This is a genomic window from Acinetobacter halobius (assembly GCF_044130335.1).
Taxonomy (GTDB): domain Bacteria; phylum Pseudomonadota; class Gammaproteobacteria; order Pseudomonadales; family Moraxellaceae; genus Acinetobacter.
Genome location: NZ_JBIQOD010000003.1, coordinates 78,175 through 90,028, shown reverse-complemented (window position 1 = coordinate 90,028; position 11,854 = coordinate 78,175). Strand labels below are relative to the sequence as shown.

At 41.6% G+C, this 11,854-nt stretch carries 13 protein-coding genes; 3 read left to right on the top strand and 10 right to left on the bottom strand.

Annotation, left to right across the window (positions count from 1 at the left end; translation table 11 throughout):
• Positions 1-32 precede the first annotated feature (32 nt).
• Positions 33-1,511, bottom strand: a complete 1,479-nt coding sequence (betB, locus tag ACE01U_RS04235; protein WP_395578784.1) for a betaine-aldehyde dehydrogenase — start codon at positions 1,509-1,511, stop codon at positions 33-35.
• A complete protein-coding gene (gene betI / locus ACE01U_RS04230) occupies positions 1,504-2,130 on the bottom strand; it encodes a transcriptional regulator BetI (RefSeq protein ID WP_086207576.1) in 627 nt (208 codons plus the stop codon). The genes betB and betI overlap by 8 nt, the downstream gene beginning before the upstream one ends.
• A gap of 536 nt (positions 2,131-2,666) precedes the next feature.
• Here betI and ACE01U_RS04225 point away from each other — a divergent pair.
• Together ACE01U_RS04225 and ACE01U_RS04220 are read left to right on the top strand one after the other, a co-directional pair.
• Entirely contained in the window at positions 2,667-4,727 is a 2,061-nt protein-coding gene (locus ACE01U_RS04225) for a choline transporter (RefSeq protein WP_086207575.1), read from the top strand.
• 12 nt (positions 4,728-4,739) lie between these two features.
• Positions 4,740-5,354 (top strand): MarC family protein, encoded by a 615-nt coding sequence (locus tag ACE01U_RS04220; protein WP_086207574.1) that lies wholly within the window; start codon positions 4,740-4,742, stop codon positions 5,352-5,354.
• A 48-nt stretch (positions 5,355-5,402) separates the two neighbouring features.
• Here the strand turns inward: ACE01U_RS04220 and ACE01U_RS04215 are convergent, their stop codons facing one another.
• The 8 genes from ACE01U_RS04215 to ACE01U_RS04180 form a co-directional block, all read right to left on the bottom strand.
• Positions 5,403-5,705 (bottom strand): cyd operon YbgE family protein, encoded by a 303-nt coding sequence (locus tag ACE01U_RS04215; protein ID WP_086207573.1) that lies wholly within the window; start codon positions 5,703-5,705, stop codon positions 5,403-5,405.
• 3 nt (positions 5,706-5,708) lie between these two features.
• Positions 5,709-5,810, bottom strand: a complete 102-nt coding sequence (gene cydX / locus ACE01U_RS04210; RefSeq protein WP_002120988.1) for a cytochrome bd-I oxidase subunit CydX — start codon at positions 5,808-5,810, stop codon at positions 5,709-5,711.
• A 24-nt stretch (positions 5,811-5,834) separates the two neighbouring features.
• Positions 5,835-6,980: a cytochrome d ubiquinol oxidase subunit II gene (gene cydB / locus ACE01U_RS04205; RefSeq protein WP_086207572.1), complete on the bottom strand. Its 1,146-nt coding sequence runs from the start codon at positions 6,978-6,980 to the stop codon at positions 5,835-5,837.
• Positions 6,977-8,557: a cytochrome ubiquinol oxidase subunit I gene (locus ACE01U_RS04200; protein WP_086207571.1), complete on the bottom strand. Its 1,581-nt coding sequence runs from the start codon at positions 8,555-8,557 to the stop codon at positions 6,977-6,979. The genes cydB and ACE01U_RS04200 overlap by 4 nt, the downstream gene beginning before the upstream one ends.
• Positions 8,557-8,748, bottom strand: a complete 192-nt coding sequence (gene cydP / locus ACE01U_RS04195; RefSeq protein WP_086207570.1) for a cytochrome oxidase putative small subunit CydP — start codon at positions 8,746-8,748, stop codon at positions 8,557-8,559. Before cydP ends, ACE01U_RS04200 begins: the two co-directional genes overlap by 1 nt.
• 545 nt (positions 8,749-9,293) lie before the next feature.
• A complete protein-coding gene (locus ACE01U_RS04190) occupies positions 9,294-9,911 on the bottom strand; it encodes an OB-fold-containig protein (RefSeq protein WP_086207569.1) in 618 nt (205 codons plus the stop codon).
• 18 nt (positions 9,912-9,929) lie between these two features.
• A complete protein-coding gene (locus tag ACE01U_RS04185; RefSeq protein ID WP_171264395.1) occupies positions 9,930-10,241 on the bottom strand; it encodes a Rieske (2Fe-2S) protein in 312 nt (103 codons plus the stop codon).
• Positions 10,242-10,255: 14 nt separating this feature from the next.
• Complete coding sequence (locus tag ACE01U_RS04180; RefSeq protein WP_395578783.1) at positions 10,256-11,260, bottom strand: adenosine kinase; 1,005 nt, start codon at positions 11,258-11,260, stop codon at positions 10,256-10,258.
• Between the two features lie 138 nt (positions 11,261-11,398).
• Between ACE01U_RS04180 and ACE01U_RS04175 the strand changes: the two genes are divergently transcribed.
• The gene (locus tag ACE01U_RS04175) at positions 11,399-11,851 is read left to right on the top strand and encodes a GNAT family N-acetyltransferase (RefSeq protein ID WP_086207566.1); all 453 of its coding nucleotides are present in this window, start codon (positions 11,399-11,401) and stop codon (positions 11,849-11,851) included.
• The last annotated feature ends 3 nt before the right edge of the window (positions 11,852-11,854 follow it).

Genomic DNA, 11,854 nt, shown 5'->3' with positions numbered 1-11,854 from the left:
TAAAATGGATTAAGGATTTAGATAGTTAAAATTCAGACTTTAAAAATACTTTGGTATTCGCCCAGTTCAACTTGAACCGATTTGATGCGGGTATAGTGTTCAAGTGTGGTGATGCCATTTTCACGTCCAACGCCCGATTGTTTATAACCACCTACAGGCATTTCAGCAGGGGATTCGCCCCAAGTATTGATCCAGCAAATGCCTGCCTCAAGCTGATGAATAATGCGATGCGCTTGGGAAATATCTTGTGTGACCACACCCGCAGCTAAACCATAACTGGTGTTGTTGGCACGTTGAATGGCTTCTTCAATACTGTCATAGCTTAAAATGCTCATAACTGGACCAAAGATTTCATCCTGCACAATGTGCATGTCGTCATGACAGTCGGTGAAAACGGTTGGTAATACATACGCACCTTGAGCAAGCGCTGCTTCGGTGGCACGTTGTCCACCCATCAATAAGGTTGCACCTTGTTGTTTGCCTGACTCAATATAAGACAAGACTTTTTCCATATGGGGAAAGCTGACTAAAGGTCCAAAGTTGGTTTCAGCTTGCATAGGGTTCCCGATACGGATACGTTTGACACGTGCAATAATGGCTTGTTCAAATGCAGTCTTGAGGGTTTGCGGTACAAACACACGGGTGCCATTGGTACACACTTGACCTGAACTAAAGAAGTTTGCCATCACCGCAATATCGGCTGCGCGGTCAAGGTTGGCGTCGGCACAAATAATCAGAGGTGATTTGCCACCGAGCTCCATGGTGACTTCTTTGAGACTAGAAGCCGCAGCACTGGCCATGACCTTTTTACCCGTTGCCACACCGCCTGTGAACGAAATTTTTTGAATGTCTGGGTGTCCAGTCAACCATTGACCGACGTCAGCACCAAAGCCTTGTACAACGTTGAAAACTCCAGCGGGTACGCCTGCTTCAGTATAAATCTCTGCTAGTTTTAAGGCGGTAAGCGGTGTCACTTCGCTGGGTTTAAAAATCATGGCATTCCCCGCAGCGAGGGCAGGAGCTGATTTCCAAAGTGCAATTTGAATGGGATAATTCCAAGCGCCAATGCCTGCGACTACACCTAAAGGTTCACGGCGCGTGTAGAAAAAACTACTTTCACGTAATGGCACTTGCTCACCTTGAATCGCAGTTGCAAGTCCCGCGTAGTATTCTAAAACGTCTGCACCAGTGACAATATCGACAATAGAGGTTTCACTGAATGCTTTACCTGTATCGAGTGTTTCTAGGCGAGCTAACTCGTCATTACGAGCGCGTAAAATATCGACTGCACGACGTAAAATACGGGCACGTTCGACCGCAGTTTTGGCAGCCCATTCACGCTGTCCTTGTACAGCACTTTGCACGGCTGCATCGACATCAGCTTTGGATGCTTGTTGAATGGTGGCAATGACTTCACCTGTAGCAGGGTTGATACTGTCAAAGCTTTGACCACTGGTGGCATTGAAATATTGTCCGTGAATATAAAGCGAGTGAAGCTGTACATTACTCATTTTGTTGTTCCTGCCGTATCTGTTGAATTAAGCGAAGTTGCATATCGACATAGTCGTATGCAATAGAACGTGCCAAATCACGATCAAATGCTTGATGACCACTTAAACTTCCACGTAACCATAATCCATCAATCAGTGCTGCTAACCCTTTAGCTGCTTGGCTTGCCTGTGGTCTCGGCATGAGTTGCAAGAAATGAAACTTCAAATTTGAATAAAGACGTTGATCATTTATTCGTTGCAGGCGACCTAAGTCGGCTTGATGCATACTGGCAGACCAAAAATCTAGCCAAACCCGCATAGCAGTGTTGTTGACCTGACTGATGTCAAAGTTGGCATCAATAATGGCTTTGAGTAAATGTTCTGGATTGGGCTGCACGACCTTTGCCTTATAGCTTGCCGTGGTCTCGGCTAAGACATTGAGCATTTGGCGCATGCAGCTGTGAATAAGACCTTGTTTATCGCCAAAATAATGGCTCACAATGCCCGTAGAAAGCTGTGCTTTTTTCGCAATTTGAGCAATGGTGGTGTTGGATAAGCCTACTTCGTGAATGACTGCATAGGCAGCATTGATAATTTCTTCACGACGCTCATGCTCAGGTTTTACTCTACGTTTATTCATCACAATCCAGAACAATTTGCCTTAAATTTAAAGGCGTTAGATTCAATAACTTACATGGAAAGTATCATAGCATTTTTTTATGATACTTATTATTGATTGAACGTTCAATCAATAATAAGTACACTGGTGCTTAAATTCACAGCAAGCGTCAGCAATTTGGCGGTTTGGTTTTTAGCTAAATTTATATTTATCAGGTAGATAAATGGTATGAATAGCTGTAGTTTTATTTTGTGTAAATTTTAAGCAAATTACGGTTTTATACTTTTTAAGGATGGCAAAAGCTCATATAGTCATTTTGTGGGGAGAAAGATACAAGTTTCCTATTGGGATATAGATGAAAAGGGAACGGGTTTACATATTTTAATATGTACCAATAAACCGACCCAATAAATGATTTAGACCTGTGGGTTTAAAAGAGATAGCATTTTTATTGCATATAAAAATACTGTCGTTTTCGTTAGTCGATTTTTAAGCTCTCGACCACGAGAAGTTTAAAAATTGGCTTTTGTCTTTTTATTTACTTTCTTGAGGATTGTATGGCAACAGATAATCCAAGAGCAGTTGATGATCAAACATTAGCGCCTAAAGACCGTTTAAATGGTGTGGTCTTTTATATTTCAGCTCTCATTATTTTAATTTTTTCTCTTACCACCATTTTGTTTAATGACTTTGCCAATCGAACCTTAAATACGGTCTTGGCTTGGGTGAGTTCTACCTTTAGTTGGTACTACTTACTCGCAGCGACCTTGTATATGGTCTTTGTCATTTTCATTGCCTGTTCTCGCTATGGCAACATTAAATTAGGCCCCAAACATTCCAAGCCAGAATTTAGCCTTTTAAGTTGGTCTGCCATGTTGTTCTCAGCTGGGATCGGCATCGACTTGATGTTCTTCTCGGTGGCGGAACCTTTATCCCACTATATGCATCCACCTGTGGGTGAGGGGCAGACCCTAGAAGCGGCACGTCAAGGTATGGTGTGGACGCTATTTCACTATGGCCTCACTGGATGGTGTATGTATGCTTTGATTGGCATGGCATTAGGGTATTTTAGTTATCGTTATAATTTACCCCTGACCATTCGCTCAGCACTCTATCCAATTTTTGGGAAAAAGATTCATGGCCCAATTGGTCACAGCGTCGATACTGCTGCGGTGATCGGGACTATTTTTGGTATTGCGACCACCTGCGGGATTGGGGTGGTACAGTTGAACTATGGTTTACATGTGCTGTTTGACTTACCTGAGAACCTCTGGATGCAAGCGGCATTAATTGGGGTGGCGGTTGTCATGACCATTATCTCAGTGACGTCAGGAGTCAATAAAGGACTGCGTGTTCTCTCCGAGATCAATATCTATGTCTCTGTTGGGTTGATGCTGTTTATTTTGTTTTTAGGCAATACTGAATTTCTACTAAATGCTTTTGTGCAAAATATTGGGGATTACATTAACCGTTTTCCAAGTATGACTTTGGAAAGTTTTGCCTTTCAACAACCCAAAGAATGGATGAACAGTTGGACATTGTTCTTTTGGGCATGGTGGGTGGCTTGGTCACCATTTGTAGGTTTGTTTTTAGCACGTATTTCGCGTGGGCGAACCATTCGTGAGTTTGTTAGCGGGACACTCATTATTCCTTTATTTTTCACACTCACGTGGTTATCAATATTTGGAAATAGTGCACTACATAGTGTGATTTTTGATGGCAATTTAGCCCTTGCACAAAGTGTCATTGCAAATCCTGCACATGGTTTTTATGACTTGCTGGCACAGTATCCGTGGTTTCCGTTTATTGCAGGTGTAGCCACAATTACAGGCTTATTGTTTTATGTGACCTCGGCGGACTCTGGTGCACTGGTATTGGGTAATTTCACTACTCAATTTACCAATGTCGACCATGATGCACCACGCTGGTTGAGTGTCTTTTGGGCCGTAGCCATTGGTTTATTGACCCTTGCAATGTTGATGGCTAATGGGATTACGGCACTGCAAAATGCCACTATCATTATGGGGTTGCCGTTCAGTTTTGTGATGTTCTTAGTGATGGCAGGTTTGTATAAGTCGTTACGGTTAGAAGACTATCGACAAGCCAGTAGCAGTTTAAATGCCGCACCCGTGGTGGGCAATGTCGACATCCTTAACTGGAAAAAACGCTTGTCCCGAGTCATGCACCATCCAGGAACAACCGATACTCGGCGTATGCTTGATGATATTTGCCGACCCGCAGTGATGGCGGTTGCAGAAGAAATGCAAAAACGCGGTATCGACATCAGTGTTCAAGAGAGTGCTTTAGAAGAAGACCCAAATCTGTATCATTTAGATTTGATGATTCATTTGGAAGAAGAACAAAACTTTGTCTATCAAATTTGGCCAGTACGTTATATCGCGCCGACTTTTAGTGAACGCGGAAAACTGGGTAAACGCTTCTATTACCGTCTTGAAACCTATTTGTATGAAGGCTCTCAAGGCAACGACCTAGTCGGCTATACCAAAGAGCAGGTGATTAATGATGTGCTGGATCGTTATGAACGCCACATGACCTTCTTACATATCAATCGAATCAGTCCGGGGAATCGTCCCTTATTTCCAGATCCTCAAGGATAATTAGGAGGAACCATGTTGACCTCATATTTACATGCTTTTGCTTTGTTCTTCTCATTGTTGAATCCGTTTTTAATGAGTATTTACATGATTGGCATGATTCGGAACTCCGAAGCCAAAGTGTTTAATAAGGCCTTGATTCAGGGCTGTCTCATTGCCTTTGTGGTATTTATGCTGTTTGCATGGGGCGGAGAAGCGATCTTTAGTAAATATTTAAATGTACGCTTTGAAGCCTTTCAAATATTTGGTGGTTTGATCTTCTTGGTGATTGGTTATCGCTACGTGTTTCAGGGGGCAGATACCATTGGTGAAATGCGTGGTGCACCTGAGCATTTGGCAGGAACCATTGCGATGCCTTTTATGATTGGTCCAGGTACGATCAGTGCTGCTGTGGTGACAGGTATATCTTTACCGATTGGTGGCGCAGCCATGATTATTTTCTTAACTTTAACGTTAACCTGCGCATTGATGATTTTAATGAAATTTGCACATGATCATTTGCGCTATAAGCATGCTAAATATATCGACCGTTATGTTGATATCGTTGGGCGACTATCGGCCTTACTGATTGGAACCATCGCGGTCGATATGATTATCAATGGTATTACAGGTGTGATTGCAGATATGTAATTGTCATATGCAAATAAAAAAGCCCTCAATAAATGAAGGCTTTTTTATTTAACTGAAGAACCAAGTGTAATAACCCCAGAGCATCAGTGGCCACGATAGAAACGGGCTAAATAACCATTTCCAAATCCAGTGGCGTGGCACGAAGCCAACGCCGTGGATAAAGCCACCTGAAATACCAATCATGATATACATCAGTGCGCTGTGGCTATAGTGACCATTGTCATCCAACATAGCAGCAGGATGCACTAACAACACCGCTGCAAGTGGAAAGGCCAACAGGCAGGAAATTAGCATCGCAATTTTGTTCGGCTTTTTATCTACAGTTTGGTTTTCCATAGCAACGTCTGTCATGGTTTATTCCTCATCAAGGTCTTGATGATGTTCAATATATAAAGCACTCAATACGCCAGCAAAGCAAGCCATTAAAATGCCGAGAATCCATGCAAAATACCACATAATTTGATCTCCTTAGACACAACCTTAGTAAAGGCTGTGTGAATTCTCTTTAATGTGAGTGTTGGTAATAACACCCCACATTTTGTAGTAACACCAAGTGGTATAACACAAAATAAGTGGGACAAAGATACAGGCTGCAACGGTCATTACAGTCAACGTCGTTTTACTTGAAACTGCATCCCACATGGTCAAGCTTGCAACAGGGTTGATGCTTGATGGCATAAGGAATGGGAATAGTGCAAAACCAGCAGTCAAAATTGCACCAATAACAGCTAAGCTTGAACCTAAGAAACTTAAGCCCGCTTTATTTTTGCTTGCAGCAAGAACGACGATTAGACCACCTAAGATGCCTGCAATAGGTGCAATCATCGTGATTGGGTAAGTTGAATAGTTATTCATCCAACCTGGATTGGCATTGGTCACCACTTCTTTGGCTAATGGGTTAGCAACACCGTTGGTATCAAATGGTGCCACTAGGGTATAACCTTCGATCCCACCAAAATACAACCAAGCACCAGCACCTAAGAAACAGATGAGGTAAACAATACCCATCAGTTTGGTTGCTTGTGCTGAACGGTTACGTAAGTCACCGTCAGTACGGAGCATAAGCCATGCACCGCCGTGGGCACACAGCATAGATAAACTGACTAGGCCGCAGACCAAAGCAAATGGGTTGAGTAGAGCAAAGAAGCTCCCTGTGTAAGTTGAGCGTACTGTTTCATCTAAATTGAATGGAACACCCAAGAACATATTGCCAAAGGCTACGCCAAAGACTAACGCAGGCACAGCACCACCAACTGCTAAACCCCAGTCCCATGATGTACGCCATTTGGTATTTTGTAGTTTGGAGCGGTAGTCAAAGCCTACAGGTCGCAAGAATAGGGCAAACAGAACTAAAAGTAGCGCCCAATACATGCCTGAGAATGCGGTTGCATAAACCATAGGCCATGCTGCAAATAATGCACCACCCGCAGTAATGAACCAAACTTGGTTACCATCCCAGTGCGGAGCAATCGTGTTGATGGCTGCGCGACGTTCTTCATCTGTTTTGCCTACAAATGGCATGATCGCCATAGAGCCCATATCGAAGCCATCGGTGAGGGCAAAGCCAATCAACAGGACGCCGACTAAAACCCACCAGATAATTTTGAGTAATTCATATTCGATCATGCTTGAGTCTCCTCATTGCGAGCTGCTTCAAGTTTTTCAAAATGGTATTTACCTGTGTGAAGCGAACTTGGACCAAGACGTGAGAATTTGATCATTAAATACATTTCAATAATCAAAAGTACAGTATAGAACGCAGCTAAGGCAGCGATAGAACCCCATACATCACCTGTGCTTAAGCTTGATGCTGACAAGTGTGTAGGTAAAACCTCACCAATCGTCCAAGGCTGACGACCTACTTCAGCAACGTACCAACCTGTTTGCGCAGCAACCCATGGTAGAGGCAGAGCGAAAAGTGCAAATTTTAGTAGCCATGGTTTGTTCTCTGCATTGCGTTTTGCAACAGCAAAGGTTGCTAGGGCAAATAACAACAGCATTAAGAAACCAGATGCCACCATGGCACGGAATGCCCAGAATAAGCTTGGTACATGCGGAATTGTATCTTTTGCGGCAGCTTTAATTTGATCTTCAGATGCGTCTACAACATTTGGTGTATATTTTTTCAAAAGTAGACCGTAGCCTAAATCTTTTTGAGAATGTTCGAAGGCTGCTTGAAGTTCGGGTGATGTGTCACCTGCACGAAGCTTTTCTAGTTGAGAATATGCAACCATACCATTACGAATACGGACTTCATGCTGTGCGATTAAGTCTTTAATGCCTGTTACTTGTTTGTCCAACGAGCGTGTCGCAATAATGCCCATCACATATGGAATTTTCACGGCATAATCTGTGGTCATTGTTTCTTTATTTGGAATACCAAACAAAGTAATGGATGCAGGTGCAGGGTGTGTATCCCATTCCGCTTCAATGGCAGCAAGTTTAGTCTTTTGTACATCACCAATTTCATAGCCTGATTCATCACCGAGTAAAATGACAGATAAGGTTGATGCCAAGCCAAAGATGGCTGCAATAGCAAATGAACGACGGGCAAAAGGAACGTCTCGTTTTTTCAGTAAGTAATAACTGGAAATAGCGAGAACGAAAATCGAACCAGTTACATAACCTGCAGATACAGTATGTACAAATTTAACTTGAGCAACGGGGTTGAAAATGAGGGCACCAAAATCGACCAGTTCCATACGCATGGTTTCGTAGTTAAATTTAGAACCAACAGGGTTTTGCATCCAGCCGTTAGCAACCAAAATCCAGAGGGCTGACATATTGGAGCCAAGTGCAACCAACCATGTCACACCCAAATGCTGGACTTTGGAAAGACGATCCCAACCAAAGAAGAATAGGCCAATAAAAGTGGACTCTAAGAAGAAAGCCATCAGGCCTTCGATTGCCAATGGTGCGCCAAAAATGTCGCCTACATAATGTGAGTAGTACGCCCAGTTTGTACCAAACTGGAACTCCATTGTTAAACCTGTTGTTACCCCAAGTGCAAAGTTAATGCCGAAGAGTTTTCCCCAGAATTTGGTCATGTCTTTATAAATTTCTTTGCCAGAAATCACATAAGTGGTTTCCATAATGGCAAGAATAAAAGCCATACCAATAGTAAGTGGAACAAAAATAAAGTGATACATCGCGGTCATAGCGAACTGGAACCGCGAGAGATCGACCACGCTTTCAGAAATCATCAACGTGTCTCCTTGATTGGGGATGGATTGCCAGCAATACGCTCAGCAACTTGATTGTCAAAATTTTTAGGAATCGTTGGGGCGTCGAACCAAATGTTCTTAATGACCATTAAAATAATCACTTTAATGATTAAAATGGCAATAATCTCTCTGGTGACTTTTTGATTGAGATTTTTGGGGACTAAGCTCATTTCATAAAGCCTATTTTTTTAACTTGCTTTATATTATTAAACAAAAACATACAAAAAATAAATAGCCTTTAAACTTAAATAAAAAATATATTATTAATTTGTTTATATACAAATACTTAATGATGCTATGTGATGAAAAATAAACTAATATTTAAGCATTTTAAAGTTGACTAAAATACTTATATTTATATTTAAAAACCTGACTGAAATACTTGTATATATTTATTTTAAATCCGACTAAAACGCTTATATTTAAAAAAATGTCATTTTATCGAGAATTCGTCTTAAAATTATAAAATTGATAGGTCTTTTAAATCATTGAAGAATAGCTGGTCGAAGCGATAGCCCTTTTGCCTCGAAACTCTGGTGTGGCTTTGCTTTAGGCAGCAGCATTTTTGTAAGGTTGAGTGATACAAGGTTATATTTAAATATTGTTATTCTGTATTGATCTGAGAATATTACAATGATGGCGCAAGCAAAGCCGATACACTGAAAATGTGTAACAGACCAATAGTGGAGCTCAAGTGGATGTTTGAGAGCCGTGTTTAGTTGCTGATCTCACCACTAAACAGTTGGTTAGATTTTGAAATTCTTTTGGCGATGTAATGTGATTTTTTTAGTCGAATCAGAATAATTTGCGACTGAAATTCGAGCTCGCCAAACTCAGGTTCAACTTGGACATAGTGTAGTTGACCATACTCATCGCGCACACGTGCTTGAGCTGAAAAGCCAGGACGGGCATTGCCACTGGAAATAGTGGCAAGGCGACCCAATAAATTGGTTTGTCTTTTGATGGGTCTGGGTTTAATCACCTGATCTAGACAGTGAATCATAAAAACGGTGAAGAAGATTGCAATAATCAGGGCTGGCAGGATGAGGTAGTATGCGGAGGTAAAGGCTTGTTCCTTTGCATAAATACAAAATTGAAGGAAATAACCCGCGACACTGAAGTTCAGCAAAAGAAAAACCACAATCAGGGTTTTTGAAAATTTCACGTCTAATAATGGAGATTGTGTGAGCTTTTGTGGAGATAGTTTTTTGAGAAAGTGACTTGGGCGTGAATTAAAAAAATAGCCAAGGGTTTCCACCATGCTGAGTAAAAGCAAAGCCAATAAACTGAAATGAAAAATCATCAAATCAGGGTGGTGTAGCAGCTCATACATGGTGAAAGTCCAAATATATTATTCTTCTGTGAGGTAAATTCCACCATCAGAATGCACGGTAATCTGCACTTTTTCAAGTGCTTCACCTTGGCAAGGCCCCGAGATGCATTCACCTGTTTCAACTACAAATAATGCACCATGCGTTGAGCATTCAATAAATTCTTGGTCTCGATCTAAAAATTGATTTTCCAAAAACTCCAGTTCAACTTGGAGGTGAGGGCAGATATTTTGATAGGCAAAAAATGCACCGTCACGTTGGGTGATAAAAATTGTATCCCCATTGGGTGTCTCAAAGGAGCGTGCTTCACGTTCTGGGATGTCTTCCGTCATGCAGATTTTGTGCATTATGCGCATTCCTTTTGCAATTGTTGGAACAATTTAGTGTAATCAGCGATATCTAGGCGAGGACCAAATTGAGCGACCACTTCGCTTGAAATCAAAATAGCCAGTTGCGCTGCGGTATGTAAGCCTAAGCCTCTGTTCACAGCGTACAAGAAAGCACCTGCAAAGGCATCGCCAGCACCATTTGCATCGACAGCATCAACTTTACGGCCTGCGACACTAAATGTTTCTTGCGCATTTGAAATAAGAGCACCTTCAGCGGAAAGGGTAATGACCACGTGTTGACTGAACGTTTTGAGTTTTGCCAAAGCTGCCTCAACCGTTTCCGTTTCGGTGTACATCATGGCTTCTTGCTGGTTACAGAATAATAAGTCCACACCATCTGCAATCATTTCATCCAATCCATGACGTGCATATTGCACCATCGCTGGATCAGAGAGGGTTAATGCAATTTTAACACCATGTGCTTTGGCAATTTCACGCGCTTGTTTAACAGCTAAACGTGCGCTATCGCTGGTTGAAAGATAACCTTCGATATAGAGCCATTTCGCTGTTTTTAAAGGTTCAAAATCTATCTGTTGTTCAGTCAACTCAGCGGTAATACCCAAATAAGTGTGCATCGTCCGTTCAGAGTCTTCACTGACCAAAACCATACACGTGCCTGTGACGCCTTCGCTGATTGATTTCTCAGTGTTTTTAATCCCTGCTTCGTGCAAACCATTGAGATAAATTTTACCCAATTCATCATTACCTACACGACATGCATAAAAGGCTGAGCCACCTAAGGCACTAAAGGCAACGGTAGTATTTGCTGCTGAACCACCTGATGCTTGACCTTTATAGCTTTGTGTTTCTTTTAATTTTTTATACAGATCTGCTTGTGTTTCACCATCAGTTAACTGCATAGTGCCTTTTTGCAAATTTTGTTGAATAAGGAAGTCGTCAGAGACTTTAAATTCTTGGTCGATTAGTGCATTACCAATTGCAAAAAGATCAACAGTTGCCATGTGTTTTTCGTCACGTATTGAAATTAAAGCGACATTTTACACTAATGCTCATAATTGCTGTAGTTTGTTGAGTAAAATTCATTTTATTTACATGGCAAATGTAGTGAAATGGCTGTGGTTATATTCAAGGAAGTTTAGATGGAAATTTTAATTCAAGCGGCAGAACAATTACCTCCTCAAATGCAAGCTTTGGCGCAACTGGCAGCAAAAGAAGGATATGAACCGTTGACCCGCTTGATCGAAGAATATCAAAGTGGGAAAAATCGTTTTAATCAAAAGGGTGAAGTGCTGTTGTTGGCTTATGATCAAGATCAGCTTATTGCCTGTGGTGGATTAAACCAGCAATGGGGTGAAAACGAAATCGAGGCACGTATTGGTCGTGTACGTCGTTTCTATGTGCATCCTAAATATCGTAAAAGTGGTGTGGGGCGTCAACTATTGGCACATTTGGAAAAATATGCACGTCCGAATTTCTCTGCGTTGTGTTTAAACACAGCAGATTTATCTGCTGTAAGTTTTTATCAAAAGCAAAATTATGTTTTTGTCGAAAATCATCCGAACTATAATTATTTCAAATACCTGATTGGTTAATCA